Genomic DNA, 19,522 nt, shown 5'->3' with positions numbered 1-19,522 from the left:
ACCCTGTAAATTAAAAGTAGAAGACGAACGGTAGGCCCGCAAGAAAGTGTGAGCCAGTTCTTAGAACAGTCTGGGATAAAAAAATTTAGTGTCCAAAATTCCGAGAAGATTTGTTTAAAACTTGCTCAGGGTGGTAAAACTTTGAACAGCTAGATGCCAAAGAAGTGAATGGCGTAGGGTAGGGTCAAGGCGGTAAAGGCCCCGGTAAGCCCCATAGCCAAGCTGGAAAATGCGCCGCAGGAGGCATTTTTTTCAAAGGCAACGGCGGTACCAATGCCATGGGCATTGAGCCCAAGCACAATGCCTTGCAAGCGCGGGTCGTCCAGTGCGCAGAGGCGAAACGCCAGGGGCGCCAGCAGTGCACCAATGATGCCGGTCGCCACCACCACACCCGTGGTCAGTGTACTGATGCCATGAATCTTATCGCTGATACCCAGGGCAATCGGGGTCGTTACCGACTTGCTCGCTATCGAGCGCAGCACCTCGCCTTCGGCCCCCATCACGCTCCCCAGCAGGACGGCACTGCCTGCGGCAATGGTGGCGCCGAGTATGACGGTGATCAAAATGGGTTTGGCCAACTGTCGAATATGGCGGAATTCCTGATAGAGCGGAACCGCCAGGGCAACGGTTGCCGGGCCCAGCAAGAAATAGAATAGCTGGCTGCCATCGCGATATTGCTGATAACTGATATCAAAATAAAATAAGGTGGCGGCAATGATGCATCCGGCAATCACAACTGGATGGAAGAGCATCAAGCGATTGCTGCGTTGGTAACAGAATTGCCCAAATTGATAGGCGGCCAGAGTCAGAATAATGGCGCTTAGCGGCTTAAGGTTGCCGCTGCTGATGAATTGCGTCAAAGAATCTCTGAGCGGCTCAATCATTCGAGCGCACCTGTTTTTTTACAATCCAGCTACTGAGAAGGAGGCTGATAAAGGTGCCGACGACCATCGCCATAGCGATCGCGGGCCATTGCGCAATCACATCATCGCTCAGGAAGAAGATGCCGACCCCGGCGGGCAAGAACAGCAGGCTTAGATGCTGCACCAGTACATGGCTGCTTTGCTGAAGTCCGCTGGAGACCTGCTGGCGTAATAATAAAGCCAGCAGGAGCAAGAGCATGCCAATGACCGGGCCGGGAATGGGCGCCTGAGTCGCCAGGCTTATCCATTCACCCAGCCACTGAAAGAAAAATAGAATCAGTAAACCCCGGACCATCAGCGGCGCAGGAATTGCCAAACATTGAAGAGCAGCAAGCCGACAAAGGCGACCAGAACCCAGCCAGGCATGCTCAAGCCAAACAGACTCCACATGATTTCGCCGCAGTTGCCGTCACCCATCAACAGAATTTCCAGGGCTTCCATAAAGGGGAAGGTTTCAAACATATAGCTTAAGCCAGGGCCACAGGATGGCAACTGATCGGGTGGCAGGCCTTGTAGATACAGGTGACGTCCGGAAAATCCGGCACCGGCAATGGCCATCACAGCACCGCCAATGGCATACAGTTTACGTCCGGAACTCGCAGGGTTATGAATAAAGCCAGCCAGAGCAAAGAGACCGACCGCGACCACAAAGATTCGCTGGGTGATGCACAGTGGGCAAGGCGCCAGGCCCATAATTTCCTGAAAACCCAATGCAATTAAGATCAGGGCAACACAGCCGATAAAGATAATTAGGTTGGTCTGACGAGGGTTGGGTAGTGGCATGTCTGCGAAATCCCGAAGTTTGACTAAAATTATATGCAAGGGCCCAAGCTAGGCGGGCTCTGCAGTTTACCATAGATAGGGCAATCTTATTTACTGGCCTTTTGGACCTAAGGGTCACGGGCAGGTTCCCTGATGGAGAAAGAGGACACTATGAATACGGCAATCGCTGTCTTGGCTAAAAAATCGGCTCCCCTGGCATTGATGTTGTTGCTGCTGTTGGGTTCGTCATCGGCCGTGGCGCAGGATGCAGAAGCGATTGGCCCGGCTGGGCCTTTTTACGTTCCACTGCAACCGGCCTTTGTGCTCAACTACGGTGGGCAGGGGCGCTTGAAGTATTTGCGTGCAGAGATCTCGGTACGGGTGGATTCGATTCATGTGGCCAATTCGATCCGCCATCATCTGCCTTATATTCGTAACAATCTGGTGATGTTATTCAGCCGTCAAACTGAAGAGGCCATCAACAGTTTGGATGGGCGTGAGGCCATGCGTAAAAAAGCGTTGGCGGAGGTGCGTCGAATTCTGTTGAATGAAGACAAAACGAAAAAAGGGGTGGAAGATTTATTTTTCACCAACTTCGTGGTTCAGAAGTAAATCGTTCTCTGCAAGACTACTGCCACTTGCTGATGGAGTAGCCTTCATCGGCAAGTCTGCTCGCCGCGAAGTGTTTGATGTCGGCAAAGCATTGCTCAAAGCCCTTTTCCATTTCTGAATAACAGGACTGCCAATTCTCGTAGGCGCCGGCCATTAACTGTGGCCGGCTGAAACGCTGTGCGACGCGGTCTAAAGCAACCGCAATCGTATCCGGCTCTTGATAGAGATTAAATAAACCCGCCGATTGGCTGCGTTGGCGAAATCGTACGAAGCCATCGGGAGCTTGTGGGCAATTTTCCATGGCAGCGTATAAGCCTTCGGCAAATTCAGGCAAGCCCTGCGTGTGATGCTGATGCCAATGTTTAGCGAGATAGTGGTCGAAGCAGATGTCGACAATAATCGGCGCGACTCTGCGGAAGCGGTTGTCCAGCAGTGCCGCGCATTGACGAAAACTTTGCAAGCTATCGCTGAAGGCGTCAATGCTCCGGTGGTGTTGAATGCCAAAGTGGATGTGGCGCTTACCTAAAAAGGCCGGACTTGTGTCGGACAGGGCGAGGGGATATTGGGGCAGCGGCCCCTTGCAGAAATCACCCAGTAAGCCGCCCAGCTGAACCTCGGGATGATCACCAGAGAGAAAAGCGTGGGCGAGGTAATTCACAGGAGTGCGTTACTGAAAGGGTTTGTACTGGGCGTAAAAGTTGGCCAGATAGCTTTCAAAATCCAGGTCTTCTTCAGCTTCGATTTTTTTCTGCTCGGCCAGAGAACTCACCGCCAGAGTTTCATAGCGATCCAGATCATTGCCGCTCAATGGGTTGTTGATGAAGCTTTGCTGGTGGCTTTTGGCGAGGTCCATGGCCACCTGGAAGAAGCTTTTGTCTTCATCTGCCATGGTTTGCAGAATTTTCCCAGACGGGGTAAGGCTCGGATCTTTGATCAGTTCCAGTTGATCGCGCAAAGCCTGGCTGTGACCTTCAATTTTGTAGGCGCTGTCGAGTAACTCAGCAATGGGCTGCATTTCTGCAATCAATTCACTGCCCCAGTCACTGATGCTGCGATCCCCTTCGGCGGTTTGCAATTTCATTTCCGTGTCGCGCCCGCGGTACACCGCACGTTTCTGGTTTTCGTGCATGCGCTGATACTCGGCGCAGTCGGTTTTAGGGCTGTCTTTTAACAGGCAGAACAACAGAAAGGTATCAATAAAATGAATTTGTTCTTTAGTAATGCCGATCGGCGAATACGGATTTACGTCGAGACAGCGAACTTCGATATATTCCACACCGCGTTGGTCCAGAGCACTTAGGGCCGTTTCGCCAGAGCGTGCCGTACGTTTAGGGCGAATGGTACTGTAAAATTCATTTTCAATTTGCAACAAGCTGGAATTGAGCTGTTGATAATCCCCATTACTGTCGACGGTGCCGATTTCGTCATAGGGCTCGTAAGGTGTGTTGATCGCTTCGGTCAGGGTATGCAGATAATTATCCAGTTGGTTGTAACACACCATCAAGGATTTTTGTGCATTACTCTGATAACCCAAATCGCCCATGCGCAGAGAGGTTGCATAGGGTGCGTGCAGACTGTGTTCGTCATTGCCGAAGGCTTGTAAATTGTGAGGCTGATCTTTCACGAAACTGCGACACACGGCGGGGGATGCCCCAAATAAATACAACAGTATCCAAAAATATCGTCGGAAGTTACGGATCAAATCAAAGTAGCGTTCGGTTTTGTATTGTTGCAAATCCAGAGCGCTGTTTTCCTGAGTGTGTAACATGGCCCAGAAGGCGCTGGGCAGGGAAAAGTTGTAGTGAATGCCGGCAATGGTTTGCATCTTGCGGCCGTAACGATGACCCAGGCCATAGCGATAATAGGTTTTCATGCGGCCGACATTTGAGTTGCCATAACGGGCAACGGGCACTTCGTCGTGACTACCGAGCATGCAGGGCATGCTGGTGGCCCACAGCAATTCTTCATTAATTTGTTGAGCGGTAAAACGATGTTGCTGTTCTAATTGCTTTAATACTTCATCCAGACGATGTGACGGTGCCGTAATAAATTCCAGCAGTGCTTCACTGAAGTCGGTGGTGATTTGCGGATGCGTCAACGCCGAACCCAGACTTTCCGGGTGTGGCTTCTGAGACAATTGACCGTCCTGGCCAATACGCAGGCTTTCTTTTTCGATACCCCTCAGGATGCCGGTGATCAATGGGCGATTGGCCTTATCGTTTAAGGCCTCGAGCAGGGTGTTATCTAAAGTCACGGGACAACCTCGGGGTGGTGTGATTAGAACAGGTTATGGGTACTGGGCTGATTTGGGCTTGTGGCCTCAGCTTCCGTAACATCGGTTTCGGCGATGCTTGAGTGTGCTTCCTCGGACGTTCCTTCGGTGTCATCGGAAAGCGTGCTCTCATTGTCGCTCGCCACATCGACTTTGGGCTCGGGCAGTTTTTCCGGGTCCAGTGCGGGGTGACGTTTGTCGTTGAGCTGACAGTCGACGATGGTAATGCGTTGGGTGTAGTCCTTTGCATTCACTTCGACCATTTGATTCAGCGCCTCATCACGGTGAGGGCTGCGATAGAGCAGGCTGGCATCGCGTCCGTCGACCCACTCCTTTTGCTTGCTTAAAAAGTAACCGTCCTGATTTTGCAGGATAAAAACTTGGCTCATTGTTGCTTCTCGTTGCCAATCAGATAGCTATATAGATAAGGGCAGTGTAGCGATTATCAAGTATCGGCTCTAGTCTGCGACTCGTAATTCACCGTGCATATTTGTGTCTTGTCGCTTGCAGCCCCGCAGGGGTCGGCGCTTTCATTCCCTGCTCGAATATGTTTAGGTAGATCCACTTCATAATAAAAGACCAATCTTTATGTGCCTTAGTCGCCTAAGCCGAATTCGCCGTATTATCTGTTCACCTCTTTATTTCTCTTGTTTCCTCCTTATCAGCACCTTGCTCTTTCAAGCTCAAGCTTATGCTGGCATTGACGACCACATAAATCAGGCTCTGGGGCCTATGGCCGATGCGTTGGCAGCATTGGTGTTTTACGCGGTGCCCATTGCCGGTGTCGAGTTGCCCTTGATCGTGGTGTGGCTGGTATTGGCTGCCTTGCTGTTTACCTTGTATTTGGGTTTTATCAATGTACGTGGGTTTACCTTGGCTTGGCGTCTGGCCTTCGGTCAGTATTCTGACCCCAAAAGCCCTGGCGATATTTCACCCTTCAAAGCTGTAGCGACAGCGATTTCCGGCACAGTGGGGGTAGGCAATATTGGCGGTGTTGCCGTTGCGATGATGGCGGGCGGGCCTGGGGCAACCTTTTGGTTGATCATGGCCGGTCTACTGGGAATGTCCACTAAATTGGTGGAATGTACGCTGGCGGTGAAGTATCGCGATTATCATCAGGATGGCACGGTGGCCGGAGGCCCGATGTACTATCTGAACCGGGGGCTGGCCAAGCGGGGTTGGAACAAAGTCGGCCGCTGTCTGGGGGCGTTTTATGCCATCGCCATTGTGATTGGCTGTATGGGCATTGGCAATATGTTCCAGTCCAACCAGGCTTACGTACAATTTGTGAACGTCAGTGGCGGTGAGGCCAGTTGGTTTGCTGATCGCGCCTGGGTTTTCGGTTTGGTGCTGGCGGGCATTGTGGCTGCGGTGATTATCGGGGGCATTCAGTCGATTGCGAAGGTAACCGGTAAGTTGGTGCCTTTTATGGCGCTGCTGTATGGCGTGTCCTGTATCTTGATTTTGGCGTACCACGCCGACCGAATTCTGCCTGCCGTTGCACTGATTATTGAAGGTGCCTTCAGCCCAGAAGGTATATCCGGGGGTATGTTGGGGGTGATGATTATCGGTTTCCAGCGCGCGTTGTTTTCCAATGAAGCCGGCCTGGGGTCTGCCTCTATCGCTCATGCGGCGGTCAAAACCAATCACCCGGCTTCCGAGGGGTTGGTATCTTTGCTTGAGCCCTTTATTGATACGGTGGTGATTTGCACTTTGTCCTCACTGGTAATCATCACCACGGTTTACGGTTCACCGTTGATGGATTCTGGTCTGGAGGGCGTTGCGTTAACATCGGCGGCCTTTGAGTCCACGGTGTCCTGGTCTCCTTACCCCTTGGCCATTGCGGCCTTGCTGTTCGCTTTTTCGACTATGATCTCCTGGGCTTATTACGGGCGTCAGGCCTGGCAGTATCTGGTAGGGGATAAACCAGTGCTGGTGCAGCTGTTTAATCTGGTGTTCTGTGGTTTTGTGGCGCTGGGCTGTGTGATGCAGCTGGAGGCGGTGTTGAAGTTCTCAGATGCGCTGGTGTTCTTGATTGCTGTGCCAAATATCATTGGCCTGTTAATCATGTTGCCTGAGGTAAAGGCCGAATTGGGAGGCTATCTGCGTGCGATTCGAAAGGGTGACATTGAGCGCTAATGGCGCTCATTCAAAGCCTGGCCCAACCGCAGGCTTCGGCTGATCCCATTGATCGCCAGAATCACGGCAGCACCAAAGACGCCAAACAAACCCATTTTTAACAGAGGGCGATTAAGGTCGACCGCAAACGATTCCATAAAGAAGCCATAGCTCACCAACAACAACCCTGCGATGCAGAGGCCGCTGGCCAGAATCATGGGCCAGTACAAGGGGCGCCAGATCGGACCGATGGCGGCCAGTGCCAAATGCAAGCCGGCCAGCAAAAGAGTATAGATGTGAGCAGAGCGAAACAGCATGCGGGGGCCATCGTCCAAGTCTTGCAGGGCGTTGTGAGCCTCCATCATGTACATCCCTTGTCCGAGAAACAACAAAACCGCCAGGCAGCCGAGAAGGCAGTGTATTAACTGTAGGGAGTGGGGAAAATGTTTCAAAGCGATCCTCGCATACACCGATGTGGCCACATCAGTGTATGCGTCTTAGTGGATTAATCAAATAAATCCGGTTGTTCTTTGCTGATCACATCAAACAAAGGCTTGAAGCTGAACCAGCCGGCCAGTTCACTGCCGACTGTGCCGTGGGTTTGCTTGGCGTGTTCCGGGCTGATCAATTTCGGAGTACCTGCCGCTTCGGCCATCAATTGTGCCTGACAGCTTCGTTCCATGGTGATGTACCACCAGGCGGCGGCTTCAACCGACTGCCCAACGGTCAACAGGCCGTGATTCTGTAAAATAATGGCTTTTTTGTCGCCTAATGCATCGCCGATACGTTTGCCTTCGTCCAGGTCGAGAACGACACCGGTGAATTCCCCCAGCAGCGCGTGATCTTCATAAAAAGCGCAGGAATCCTGAGTGATCGGATCGAGGAGGCGTCCGAGGCTGGACCAGCTCTTGCCATAAACAGAGTGAGCATGGGCGGCGGCAACAACGTCTGGGCGGGCCGCGTGTACGCGAGAGTGGATGGTGAAGGCGGCGCCGTTCAACAAGCCATTGCCTTCGACTACATTGCCTTCGTGATCGACCAGCAGCAGATCGGACACGCGAATCTGCTTGAAAGAAACGCCCATTGGGTTGACCCAGAAGTGATCCTGGAGTTCGGGGTCGCGTACGGTAATGTGGCCGGCGACGCCTTCATCGAAGCCAAAACGACCAAACAGGCGGAAAGCGGCAGCCAACTTTTGTTTGCGCTGCAATCGCTCTTCTTCTACCGGCAGGGTTTCGGCACCGGGCATGCCCTGGCCATCATTATTCATCACGATGTCACTGACGTTATTGTTGCTCATAAGCGTATTGTCTTCTCTTGTTGTGTCTCGAAATCAGGCTTGCCGGGTATCGACCCAAACGGCATTGAGGTCAGTATCGTCCCTGCTTGAAAAAAATACTGTCATCCAGGCGACAAAATCATCACTAGTGATGACGCGAGCCCCATTCTTTTTCCTTAGGCTGCTCTACATAGGTATAAAAACGAGACTGATTATGAACAAAAGAATTTCCGTGCTGTTGTTAAGCTTGACGTTGGGCGCCTGTCAGGCGATGGATGAATCGCGAGCCCTCGATGAAGCGGAACGGGTTATTGCCGAGGCGAAACAGCAGCAATTACTCAATGCCATGGTGTTCATTGATGAGCAAAAACTCAAACAGGATGCCCGTGCATTGGACCGCTTGAGTGAGTCAGAGCGTGCCGCCTTGCCGCTGGCTGGTCTGGCTTTGGTTATCAAAGACAACATTCATGTCGCCCATATGCCCAATAGTGCCGGCACGCCGGGCTTAAAAAATTTTGTGCCCAGCCGTGATGCCGAGGTGGTTAAACGCCTGCGTGATGCGGGCGCGCTGATTGTCGGCAAGAGTAATCTGCATGAACTGGCTTATGGCATCACCAGCAATAATCATTTCACTGGACCGGTTCAGAACCCAGCAAAACCCACTTATTTTGCTGGCGGCAGTAGCGGCGGAACGGCGGCGGCGGTTGCGGCCGGCATTGTCCGTGCTGGCCTCGGTACCGACACCGGAGGGTCCACTCGAATTCCTGCTGCACTGACCGGTATTGTGGGTTTTCGGCCCACCAGCGGTCGATACCCGAATGAGGGTTTGACAATGATTTCCCAAACTCGTGACAGCGTTGGTCCGATGGCGGTGGATGTTGCCACGGTGGCCACATTGGATGCTGTACTGGCGGGTGAGCCTGAGCTTGAGTTGGCACCTCTCTCACGAGCATTGGCTGAGCCTATTCGACTGGGGGTGGCGCGGGATTATTTTTACCAAAATCTCGAGCCTGAAATGGAGAAAGGTATTGAACAGGCCCTCGCACATTTGGCGCGTTCGGGGGTTGAGTTGATCGAGCTTTCTGCTTCTGAATTGGCGGGTTTGAATCATCGAGTGAGTTTTCCGGTGGTGTTGTATGAAACAGCGCAACTCTTACCGACGTACTTGGAAGTGAATAATGTCGGCTTGAGTGCTGCGCAGTTGCTTGACGCTGTTAAGAGCCCGGATGTTAAAGCTGTGCTGACGGATGCATTTGCCGGCGCAATCACCCCTGAGCAATATCAGGACGCGATTGAGAAACACCGTCCGGCTTTGCAAGCTTATTATCAAGGGCTTTTCACTCGGCATGATTTGGACGCCTTAGTGTTTCCGACCACACCGCTGACCGCGAGGCCGATTAAAGGCAGCGAGGAAACCGTCAGCGCCACTGAAACCGGTTTGGGTCCCGCTTTGCCAACGTTTCCAAGTTACATCCAGAACACTGATCCCGCCAGTAATGTGGGCAGCCCGGCCATCAGTTTGCCGATGGGGCGCTCCGAACAGGGTTTGCCCATGGGGCTTGAACTGGATGGGCCGGTTGGCAGTGATCGTAAACTGCTGGCAATCGCAGCCCACATTGAGGCAATCCTGAAAGAACGGAGTAACTAAAATTCGTATAAGTCAGTGCTTAGCTAATAACGCTTTGTTATCACCAAAATAAAAATAGCGAATCTGTAAATTTTTTTGGAGGGGGAACAACAGAGCGGTGTTAATGCCACTAGGACGGCCGAATAAAAAACCAACTAGCCGTCAAGAATAATGATAATTGAGACGATGAGGACAACCTAATGAGAAACCCTTTAGCCGTAGCTATCCGTCGAGCAGCTGCAGTGACAGCAATCAGTGCCGTGTCCATGAGCGCAATGGCCCAGATTGAAGAAATTGTTGTAACCGCTCAGCACCGTGCTGAGAATGTGCAGGATATCCCGATCGCCGTAACCGCCTTGGGTGCGGATGAATTGAAAAAAGCGGATATTTTTGACGCCGGCAGTATTGCCCAACACACACCGGGCCTGTCGTTCAGTGAATTTGCTCCAGGCCAGGCCATTCCATCGTTACGTGGTATTTCTTCTGCCGATGACGGTGCTGGTTTGGATAACTCTGTTGCCCTGTTTTTGGACGGCGTTTACATCGGTCGTGGCGCCAGCATTAACTTTGATATGTTTGATCTCGAACGTGTTGAAGTGTTGCGTGGACCACAGGGCACACTGTTTGGTCGGAATGCTATCGGTGGTGCGATCAATGTTGTTTCGGCGAAGCCAACCGATGAAACCAAACTCAAAGCGGGCGTTACGGTTGGTAATGAAGGCATCGTACGTTATCAAGGTTTGGTGAGCGGCGCTCTCAGTGACAATGTCTTTGGTAAAATCAGTATCAACCATCGCGAACACGATGGTTATGTCGATAACGTATTGCTCGGTACAGAATTGCAGGATGAAGACCAAACGTCTCTTCGCGCGCAGTTGCGTGTAGAAGGTGAACGTTCAGACTGGTTGTTGTCGATTGACACTATGGAAGACAATCGTTCGGATTTGGGCCGCACAGGGGTAACCGATAATGCACCTTTGAGCGCCATCATGGCCGCCAATGGCGTGACCGGCCCACGCCAGAACGCTGCATCGAGAGACGGCTTTTCCGATCGTGAGGCAAGTGGCATTAGCTTGCAAGGCGATATCGAATTCGACACTGGCACCTTAACAACCATTACGGCATTTCGAACGGCAGAGACCGATTGGGAAATGGCGTCTGTAGGTGCGCCTCTCGGTGCTTTGGGTTTGCCATTCGACGAAGTGATCGATGATATTCAGGAAGAAATTGATACCTTCTCACAGGAGCTTCGTTGGACATCCAATCTCGACGGCAATTTTAATTACACCGCCGGTTTGTATTTCTTCACAGAAGAAACGGACCGCACTGAAATTTTCCGCATCACCCGAGCGGGCAGTTTTGATGGCTTCCGTGCAACGGATGTGGGCAGTCAGGATATTATTGGTAACGAATACGCCTTTACCGGTAATGAAACCACCAGTTACGCCGCTTATTGGCAAGGTACCTGGGAATTCAGCGAACAGTTGCACTTAACACTGGGTGCGCGTTACACCGTAGATGAAAAAGATTACACGGCGGTATCAGTGAACTGTGATCTGGTGCGTGACAATGCCCCATCGATTGTCGGAACGCAGTTTGAAAACTTTGCGCCTTGTGGTGGTGTTGGCGGCAGCTTGAATATTATTGCTGAAGCGTTCGAAGTGAATCCGAGCGATGACTGGAATGACTTCTCGCCTAAAATTGCCCTGCAGTATTACCCAACCGATGATGTCATGTTCTTTGCCTCGGCATCGAAAGGCTTTAAGTCCGGTGGCTTTGCTGGTTCCCAAGGGGTCGAGGCTTCAGCGTCCACTCCGGTTGATCCCGAAACTGCGTTGAACTACGAAGTTGGTTTTAAAGGCGACTTCATGGACAACAGCCTGCGTGTGAACCTAACCGCGTTCTATACCGATTATGAAGATCTACAGGTTGTTCGTTTTGGTCCTGTTCCGAATTCCAGCTTCGGTACCTTCCTGACCACGAATATCGGTGAAGCTGAAATTACCGGTGCGGAACTGGAAGTGACCTGGTACCCCAGCGACAATTTTTACATCAAAGGTTTCTATGCCTATATGGATAGCGAGGTCAGCGACCTGATCATTGAAACCACCAATGGCGTGGTTGATGCTTCGGGCAAAGGTTTGCGTTCAGCGCCACCGAACAGCTCGAACCTGTCCTTTAACTACAATGTGCCGATGGAATCTGGTGCGATGGATTTCCGCTTGGAGTACAGCTATTCGGATGAACAGCGCGGCGATTACATTGATGATCGAATCACTCTGGATGCCTATGAGCTGTGGGATGCGCGTGCCGCATGGACATCGGCTGATGAGCAGTGGGAAGTTGCCCTATGGGGTAAAAACCTGATGGATGAAGATTATATTTCACACCAGTATGTGATCGGCCCAGGTGGTATTGGTGTCTGGGGTGCTCCACGCACATACGGTTTGACCGTGAATTATTCTATGTAAAACGAATGTGACTGGTTCTGGCGTGTCTCCCCTTGGCGGAGCCAGTTGTGACAACGTGTTAGAAGTCGATTTCGTTGTGTATTTAGCCCGATCACTTTGATTGGGCTTTTTTTTGCCAAAATAATATCGATCCAATCGAAAGGAGCGAAGCATGAAAAAAGCTCTAGGCCTAGTGGTTTTTTCAGCCCTGTTTGTAATGGCTTGTGAAACATCGACAGAACACCTTAAAGAACAAAAGCGTTCTGATGTTGAAATCATTCGTGATAGCTACGGCACCCCTCATATCTTTGCCGACGACAACTATGGCGTGTACTACGGTTATGGTTATGCGATTGCTGAAGATCGGCTCTATCAAATGGAGATGCTCCGGCGAACCGTGTTAGGGCAGGTGGCTGAGGTCTTGGGCGAACAGTACCTGCCTTTGGATCAACATATACGCAGCAGCTATGATTTGCCGTCTGTAAGAAAGCAGTTTAATACGATTTCAAAAGACGACCGTCTTATTTTAGAAGCATACGCTGCAGGATTCAGCCAGAGAGTGGAGGATGTTCTGGCTCAGCAACAAGAGCTGCTTCCGAAAGAATTTCATGATAATGGCTTCCTTCCTAAGTCCTGGCAGGCGTACGACGTTGCGATGATCTTTGCCGGTGCTATTGCTCATCGGTATTCGGATTTTAATTCAGAACGAGACAATCTGGTTCTGTGGCAGAATCTAAATGAGCAGCACGGGTCTGAGAAAGCCTGGCGAATTTTCTCGGCCTCGAAATGGTTGTTTGATCCGAGTTCACCGACCACGGTCCCTAAAGGCGATGCCATTCCGGAAGAGCTTGGGCAGCCAATGCCCACCTATCTGAAGAGCCTTGCGACAATCGGGAAATCGAAACGCGTTGCGGTAAATGAACGAGGCGAGTTTCAAGGCATCAGTGGTTCTGACGGAATTGATCGAGCGTTTGAAAAAATGCTGGCCGAGAATGGTTTCCACAGCAGTCCGGAATTTGCCCCTGCCAGTAACTACTGGGCGGTTTCAAAAGCCAAGAGCGAAGGGGTCAACGGCATTTTAGTGAATGGTCCGCAATTCGGGTGGAGTCGGCCGTCTTATGTGAATGGTATTGGTCTGCACGGCGGTGATTTCAATGTGGTGGGTAATACCCTGTTAGGTTTGCCCGCACTATTATTTGCTCACAATAATCGCATCGCCTGGGGCAGTACGGCGGGTTTGAGTGATCAGGTCGATGAATTTATTTTAAGCTTGAATCCCGATGACCCGGAGCAGTACTGGCATCAAGGGGAATACAAAAACTTCCAGAGCTGGAACGAAACCATTCTCGTAAAAGGCGGTGCAGAGCACAACATAAAAGTACGTAAAGCCGCTCAGGGAATGGTGCTCATGCACAAGCCAGAAGCCGGTCTGGCGGTCAGCCGGGCCCGTGCCTGGGATGGTAAAGAACTTCAAACTCTATTGGCTTGGATTAATCTTGCCAAGCAGGATTCCATTGCTGAGGCCAGACGCACAGTCAAAGAGGTAGCCACGAACATTAATTTTTATTATATGGATACCCGAGGCAACATCGCCTACACACATGCCGGCCGATATCCTAAACGTGCAATAGGCCACGATTCACGCTTACCTGCACCGGGTGATGGTTCTTATGATTGGTTGTCCCTTCGTCCTTATCGGGACAACCCAGCGGTGGAAAATCCGCCATCAGCCTACATCAGTAATTGGAATAATCGCCCGTCTGAAAACTGGGCTGCGTCTGATCTCTGGTCTCTCAGCTGGGGAAGGGCGGATCGTGTTCAGCTACTGATCGATCAGTTGGAAAGTCAGAGCACATTTACTGCCGATGAAGTTTGGGCGATTAATAAGAGCGTCAGTTATGGGGATGTTAGCTTGCCGTTTTTATTGCCCCACCTGAATCGATCTTTGGCGAACAGTAAACTTAATGACTTGGAAGCCAAGGCTCATGATCTATTGAATGCCTGGGATCAACAATGGATTGCCGATGCAGAAGGCCAATATCCGGCCGAAGCGGTGCTGGCAGAGCGTTTGATTGCCCTGCTTTTAGAGAAAGCGATTCTTGATGATGTTGGGAGAGAGAACTTCTATCTTTACAGTTCAACGGCGTATCCGGTTCGACCGCTTGGGGCATCAATGCATACTGGACCGGGCGTCAAAGCATTGATCAAAAATCTGGATGCCTTATCCAGCGGGCAACAGGTCACTTATGATTTTTTTAATGGGCGTTCAGAACAGCTACTGCGCAAGACCTTTCGCGAGGCGGTGAAATCCTTGAGTGCTGAACAAGGTTTTGTGCCGGACAAGTGGCGTATTCCGGCGCCGGCAATGGTGTGGCAGCCGCTGAACTTTCGCGGTGTTCCTCAAGCCAGCCAACTGCAGGACATTTCTGTCCCTGAATACGCTAATCGCGGAAGCGAAAATAATATATTCATTGCAAATGATGAGGGTTTTTCAGCTTACGATTCCATCCCGCCGGGGCAGAGTGGTTTTGTCAGTATTGAAGGAAAAGAAAGCCCGCATTACAGAGATCAGCTAAGTCAATTTGCGAACTATAAGTACAAGAAAATTCCTCAAACACGGGATGAGATTGTGCAGAGTAACCATCGAATCGTGACACTTACGCCGAAGTGATGTTGAGACAGTGATATGGAGGGAATAGTGACCGCCCTGGGTGCAGGGCGGTCAGAGAATTATTCGCTCGCGAGCAGGTTCGTCAGGATCTGGGCGGTAGGTTGGGTCTGGTTCATAGTGTAGAAGTGCAGACCTGGCGCGCCATTGTCCAACAACATTTCACAAAGATCTGATACCAAATCAATACCAAAAGAGATAATGCTCTCTTGATCGTCAGCGAAGTCTTCCAGGCGGCGAGCCATCCAGCGAGGAATTTCGGCACCGCAGTTTGCACTGAAACGTGCCAGGTTCTGGTAGTTGATGATCGGCATGATGCCTGGAACAATCGGTTGATCGATGCCGGCCGCCTGACATTGGTCGGCAAAGTAAAAATAGGCGTCGGGGTTATAAAAGTACTGGGTGATCGCGCTGTTGGCACCCGCGTCAAATTTTCCTTTTAAATATTCGATGTCTTGTTTGTAGCCACGAGCTTCAGGGTGAATCTCAGGGTAGGCTGCCACTTCAATATGAAAATGATCGCCAAAATGCTCTCGAATAAAAGCCACTAACTGATTGGCATACACGAGTTGAGAGGCGCCCCCCATACCGGATGGCATATCGCCGCGTAGGGCAACGATGCGTTTAACGCCACCGTCTTTGTATTCCTGCAGCAATTGTTTAATGGTGTCTTCATCGTCGCCACCGAACGAGAGGTGTGGTGCCGTATCGAAGCCCGCATCGATGGAGTTTAAAACGATGCCTTTAGTGCTGTCTCGAGTAGAACCGCCAGCGCCATAGGTTACGGAATAAAATTCAGGTTGAAACAGGGCAAGCTCTTTTTGTACGGCTGCCAGTTTCTCTTTGCCAGCAGTGGTTTTCGGTGGAAAAAACTCAAAGCTGACGGGGATGTGTTCATTGCTCATGGTGTCTGGCCTGTTTTGTGTTGAACAGTGCTCAATAGTCCGCCCCGACACATAGAAGTGCCGGGGCAGGCCGATATTAGTACTTATAGGATTCCGGCTTAAATGGGCCATCAACTTCAACGTTGATGTAATCCGCCTGGGTTTGGGTCAGTTTGGTGATAACACCGCCGAAGCCCGCAACCATATCGGCGGCCACTTCTTCATCCAGTTTCTTAGGCAGTACTTTTACGTACAGGGCGTCCTGCTTATCAGCGTCGGCCAAATCCGCAAACTTGCGCTCCCACAAGTAAATCTGAGCCAGTACCTGGTTGGCAAAAGAACCATCCATAATACGAGAAGGGTGACCGGTGGCGTTACCGAGGTTTACCAGGCGACCTTCTGACAGCAGGATTAAATGATCTTTGCTGGCTTTGTCGCGATAGATTTTGTGAACCTGGGGTTTGACTTCTTCCCACTCCCAGTTTTCGCGCATGTAGGCGGTATCGATTTCATTATCGAAGTGACCGATGTTACAAACTACCGCGCCGTTTTTCAGGCCTTGCAACATATTGGCATCACAAACATTGGTGTTCCCTGTGGTCGTCACGATCAAATCAGTGGTGCCCAGCAGTTCTTTGTTGATGCTGCTCAGTTCACCGGTGTTGATGCCATCGATGTAAGGGGATACCACTTCGAATCCATCCATGCACGCTTGCATAGCGCAGATCGGATCAATCTCGGTGACCTTAACGATCATGCCTTCCTGACGCAGTGAGGCAGCTGAACCTTTGCCGACGTCACCGTAGCCAACGACCAGAGCTTTCTTACCGCTCAGCAGATGGTCAACACCACGCTTGATGGCGTCGTTCAATGAGTGACGACAGCCATACTTGTTGTCGTTCTTTGATTTGGTCACCGAATCGTTCACGTTGATGGCGGGTACTTTCAGCTCGCCTTTTTCCAACATCTCGACCAGACGGTGTACACCTGTGGTGGTTTCTTCAGAAATACCGTGAATGTTGTCCAGTACTTGTGGATATTTCTCATGGCACATCTGAGTCAGGTCGCCGCCATCGTCCAGAATAATGTTGGAGTCCCACAAGGCCTCACCATCTTTCTCAGCCAGAATGGTTTGCTCGATACACCACCAGAATTCTTCCTCTGTTTCACCTTTCCAGGCGAAAACAGGAATGCCAGCGGCTGCGATTGCGGCTGCGGCGTGATCCTGGGTAGAAAAAATATTACAGGAAGACCAGCGTACATCAGCACCCAGTTCCACCAGTGTCTCAATCAACACGGCCGTTTGAATGGTCATGTGGATACAACCCATAATCTTGGCGCCGGCCAGCGGTTGGGCATCTTTGTACTTGCGGCGCAGGGCCATCAGCGCTGGCATCTCGCCTTCAGCAATTTCGATCTCTTTACGGCCCCAATCGGCCAGGCTGATATCAGCAACTTTATAGTCAGTAAATGTGCTCATTGTTTGTCTCTCAGAAAAATTATTGGCCAAGGGCAGCTTTCAGTGCATCCACTTTATCGGTTTTTTCCCAGGTAAAGGCCGTAAAGGTATCGCTATGGGTTTCGCCATTTTCTACCCACTCGTAGCTGTGCTCGAAGGGTTCGCGGCCGAAGTGGCCGTAGGCGGCAGTTAATTGGTACATCGGGTGCTGCAAATCCAACACCTTGGTGATCGCGTAAGGACGCAGATCAAAAACTTCGCGGATGGCGGCAATCAATTGTTCGTCGCTCACTTTGCCCGTGCCAAAAGTATTCACGGAAATCGACGTGGGTTCGGCAACACCAATGGCGTAGGACACTTGAATTTCACAGCGATCGGCCAGGCCGGCTGCGACCACGTTTTTCGCAACATAACGGCCGGCGTATGCTGCTGAACGATCCACCTTGGATGGGTCCTTACCAGAGAAGGCACCACCGCCGTGGCGTGCCATGCCACCGTAGGTATCAACAATGATTTTACGGCCAGTCAAACCGGCATCCCCCACGGGACCACCAATCACAAAATTACCCGTTGGGTTAATGTGATACTGAGTGTCTTCGTGCAGCAATTCGGCCGGCAGCACATGCTTGATAATATTTTCCAGCACGGCTTCGCGAATATCTTCCTGGCTTACGTCGGGATTATGTTGGGTAGACAGAACCACCGCATCAACAGCAACGGGTTTGCCGTCGTCATAACGCAACGTGACCTGGGATTTTGCGTCCGGGCGTAACCAGGGCAGGATACCGTCTTTGCGCAACTGCGCTTGACGTTCAACCAAACGGTGCGAGTAGTACACGGGGGCGGGCATCAGTGTTGGGGTTTCATTGGTGGCGTAACCGAACATCAGGCCCTGGTCACCGGCACCCTGATCTTCAGGCTTGGAGCGATCAACGCCCTGGTTGATGTCCACTGATTGTTTGCCAATGGCATTGATAACTGCACAGCTGGCGCCATCGTAACCCACATCCGAACTGTTGTAGCCGATGTCTTTAATGACGTCACGGATGATGTCTTCCAGGTCTACATAGCAACTGGTGGTCAGTTCGCCGGCGACGACGGCCATACCGGTTTTTACCAGGGTTTCAACGGCAACGCGCGCGTCTTTATCACGGGCAATGATGGCATCAAGAATGGCATCGGAAATCTGGTCGGCCATTTTGTCGGGATGACCTTCAGAGACAGACTCCGAAGTAAAAATGCTGTACTCAGACATAACTGTTTTCCTAAACTTATGGCCTTTGGCCAATGAGTATCTGCACTGTTTAAGTCAGTGCGGGTTTAATAAATTCTCGTATTTGAATCTGAAAGCCATTACGCAAGGCAAAATAAAGGCTCTGGCCTTCTTCAAGGCCTGCTGCTTCGCTCCACTGGCTTAGATCCTGGGGTTCAAAGCCCAGCCATAAATCCCCACAAGCGTCCTGTGCCCAGGCTTGATCGTGGCGACAAAGGTCGGTAACCAGCAGGACCCCGCCGTTGGCTAAGCTATTGGCTAAATCACTGAAAATCTGTGCGGGTGAAGGGGTATGGTGCAAGACCATATTCACCACGATGCACTGAGCTGACAGATCCAGGTCGGCCAGGCGTTTGGTATCTCCAAGGATCAATTCCACATTGTTCAGTCCTTGGGACTGCACCAATTGGCGCGAGGTCTCGAGCATGGCTGGGCTATTGTCCAGAGCAAACACCGTATCGAAGCGCTCGGCGAGGTGGGGCAAAAACTCCCCTTCCCCAGGGCCGAGTTCCAAGGCCAATGCCTGTCCTGCCAGTGGGGCCGCAAGTAAGGCTTCAGCCACCTGCTCCTGATAAATCGGAAAACTGGCAATCAAGTCGGCTTGTTCACGGAACTTGCTGGCATTCTCGGTGAAAAACTTGCGTGAAGCCGCTTCGCGTTCGCTTTGAATTTCATCGAGTCGGGCTTGCAGTTGCCCGGCCAATGGCAGGCTGTCAACGCTGTGAAACAAACGCCTTTGGGCATCACCAAGCAAGGGATCGTGGCTGGCGAGAGCGCGCCGGTAGAAGATGGAATTGCCTTCTCGTCGAGTCGCAACCAGTCCAGCGCTGGCCAGAACTTTCAGGTGATGGCTCATGCTGGACTGCTTCAGATCGAAAATCGAAACCAGCTCGAGTACGCCATATGAATCTCGGGAGAGCACCCTTAAAACCTCCAGGCGCAAAGGATCGGCAGCTGCTTTTAACAAAGCAGCCAGCTGCTCGGCAGGGCGATCTGCTATGGCTTCTGGAGTCGACATGCAGAGGAGTGTAGCAGCGCTTTATATCTATATCAAAATATTTCGATATAGATCCGTTTAATTTTTGTTTGACCTTATGGCTTGGTGGTGCTAATTTTTTAGCATAATGCTAAAAAATTAGCACCAGGGTGCGGGTCCCGCAAAGCTCACACACTGATGCCACATTGGAAGCCAGAA

The 19,522-nt window shown here is 51.3% G+C and carries 17 protein-coding genes; 5 read left to right on the top strand and 12 right to left on the bottom strand.

The features are described 5' to 3' along the window. Positions 1-149: 149 nt before the first annotated feature. The 3 genes from ABWW03_RS02720 to ABWW03_RS02710 are packed head-to-tail and all read right to left on the bottom strand — an operon-like array spanning position 150 to position 1,706. Positions 150-884, bottom strand: coding sequence for an LrgB family protein (locus tag ABWW03_RS02720; protein ID WP_353406214.1), 735 nt, complete (start codon positions 882-884; stop codon positions 150-152). After that, a complete protein-coding gene (locus ABWW03_RS02715; protein ID WP_353406213.1) occupies positions 877-1,239 on the bottom strand; it encodes a CidA/LrgA family protein in 363 nt (120 codons plus the stop codon). Before ABWW03_RS02715 ends, ABWW03_RS02720 begins: the two co-directional genes overlap by 8 nt. Further along, entirely contained in the window at positions 1,218-1,706 is a 489-nt protein-coding gene (locus ABWW03_RS02710; RefSeq protein ID WP_353406211.1) for a disulfide bond formation protein B, read from the bottom strand. The genes ABWW03_RS02715 and ABWW03_RS02710 overlap by 22 nt, the downstream gene beginning before the upstream one ends. A 150-nt stretch (positions 1,707-1,856) precedes the next feature. On the opposite strand from ABWW03_RS02710, the gene ABWW03_RS02705 reads away from it, so the two are divergent. Next, positions 1,857-2,297, top strand: a complete 441-nt coding sequence (locus ABWW03_RS02705) for a flagellar basal body-associated FliL family protein (protein ID WP_353406210.1) — start codon at positions 1,857-1,859, stop codon at positions 2,295-2,297. Between the two features lie 16 nt (positions 2,298-2,313). On the opposite strand, the gene ABWW03_RS02700 is transcribed toward ABWW03_RS02705, so the two are convergent. Genes ABWW03_RS02700 through ABWW03_RS02690 form a run of 3 tightly spaced genes read right to left on the bottom strand, consistent with a single transcriptional unit; the run spans position 2,314 to position 4,958 of the window. Beyond that, entirely contained in the window at positions 2,314-2,955 is a 642-nt protein-coding gene (locus tag ABWW03_RS02700) for an ACP phosphodiesterase (RefSeq protein WP_353406209.1), read from the bottom strand. Positions 2,956-2,964: 9 nt separating this feature from the next. Then, positions 2,965-4,551, bottom strand: coding sequence for a glutamate--cysteine ligase (gene gshA / locus ABWW03_RS02695; RefSeq protein ID WP_353406208.1), 1,587 nt, complete (start codon positions 4,549-4,551; stop codon positions 2,965-2,967). Positions 4,552-4,574: 23 nt separating this feature from the next. Beyond that, a complete protein-coding gene (locus tag ABWW03_RS02690) occupies positions 4,575-4,958 on the bottom strand; it encodes a hypothetical protein (RefSeq protein ID WP_353406207.1) in 384 nt (127 codons plus the stop codon). A 343-nt stretch (positions 4,959-5,301) separates the two neighbouring features. Here ABWW03_RS02690 and ABWW03_RS02685 point away from each other — a divergent pair, with 343 nt between their 5' ends. Further along, positions 5,302-6,708, top strand: coding sequence for an alanine/glycine:cation symporter family protein (locus ABWW03_RS02685; protein WP_353406206.1), 1,407 nt, complete (start codon positions 5,302-5,304; stop codon positions 6,706-6,708). On the opposite strand, the gene ABWW03_RS02680 is transcribed toward ABWW03_RS02685, so the two are convergent. Together ABWW03_RS02680 and ABWW03_RS02675 are read right to left on the bottom strand one after the other, a co-directional pair. Then, the gene (locus tag ABWW03_RS02680; protein ID WP_353406205.1) at positions 6,705-7,052 is read right to left on the bottom strand and encodes a hypothetical protein; all 348 of its coding nucleotides are present in this window, start codon (positions 7,050-7,052) and stop codon (positions 6,705-6,707) included. The genes ABWW03_RS02685 and ABWW03_RS02680 overlap by 4 nt on opposite strands. 140 nt (positions 7,053-7,192) lie before the next feature. Beyond that, on the bottom strand, positions 7,193-7,987 hold the full coding sequence (locus ABWW03_RS02675) for a class II aldolase/adducin family protein (protein ID WP_435372736.1): 795 nt from the start codon (positions 7,985-7,987) through the stop codon (positions 7,193-7,195). Between the two features lie 193 nt (positions 7,988-8,180). On the opposite strand from ABWW03_RS02675, the gene iaaH reads away from it, so the two are divergent. The 3 genes from iaaH to ABWW03_RS02660 all read left to right on the top strand — a co-directional run bounded on the left by iaaH (position 8,181) and on the right by ABWW03_RS02660 (position 14,714). Further along, positions 8,181-9,614 carry an indoleacetamide hydrolase gene (iaaH, locus tag ABWW03_RS02670; protein WP_353406204.1) on the top strand — a complete coding sequence of 478 codons (1,434 nt, stop codon included), beginning with the start codon at positions 8,181-8,183 and terminating at the stop codon, positions 9,612-9,614. Between the two features lie 179 nt (positions 9,615-9,793). Beyond that, entirely contained in the window at positions 9,794-12,064 is a 2,271-nt protein-coding gene (locus ABWW03_RS02665; protein WP_353406203.1) for a TonB-dependent receptor, read from the top strand. Positions 12,065-12,215: 151 nt separating this feature from the next. After that, complete coding sequence (locus ABWW03_RS02660; protein ID WP_353406202.1) at positions 12,216-14,714, top strand: penicillin acylase family protein; 2,499 nt, start codon at positions 12,216-12,218, stop codon at positions 14,712-14,714. A gap of 59 nt (positions 14,715-14,773) precedes the next feature. Here the strand turns inward: ABWW03_RS02660 and metF are convergent, their stop codons facing one another. The 4 genes from metF to ABWW03_RS02640 all read right to left on the bottom strand — a co-directional run bounded on the left by metF (position 14,774) and on the right by ABWW03_RS02640 (position 19,345). Continuing rightward, entirely contained in the window at positions 14,774-15,616 is an 843-nt protein-coding gene (gene metF, locus ABWW03_RS02655; protein WP_353406201.1) for a methylenetetrahydrofolate reductase [NAD(P)H], read from the bottom strand. A gap of 76 nt (positions 15,617-15,692) precedes the next feature. Beyond that, complete coding sequence (gene ahcY / locus ABWW03_RS02650; protein ID WP_353406200.1) at positions 15,693-17,075, bottom strand: adenosylhomocysteinase; 1,383 nt, start codon at positions 17,073-17,075, stop codon at positions 15,693-15,695. 19 nt (positions 17,076-17,094) lie between these two features. Next, positions 17,095-18,309, bottom strand: a complete 1,215-nt coding sequence (metK, locus tag ABWW03_RS02645; protein ID WP_353406199.1) for a methionine adenosyltransferase — start codon at positions 18,307-18,309, stop codon at positions 17,095-17,097. A 49-nt stretch (positions 18,310-18,358) separates the two neighbouring features. Beyond that, the gene (locus ABWW03_RS02640; protein ID WP_353406198.1) at positions 18,359-19,345 is read right to left on the bottom strand and encodes an ArsR/SmtB family transcription factor; all 987 of its coding nucleotides are present in this window, start codon (positions 19,343-19,345) and stop codon (positions 18,359-18,361) included. Positions 19,346-19,522: the final 177 nt, after the last annotated feature.

Source organism: Pseudoteredinibacter isoporae, from assembly GCF_040372805.1.
GTDB lineage: Bacteria > Pseudomonadota > Gammaproteobacteria > Pseudomonadales > Cellvibrionaceae > Pseudoteredinibacter > Pseudoteredinibacter isoporae_A.
The sequence above is the reverse complement of the archived record's forward strand: the minus strand, read 5'-3'. Positions and strand labels throughout refer to the sequence as shown.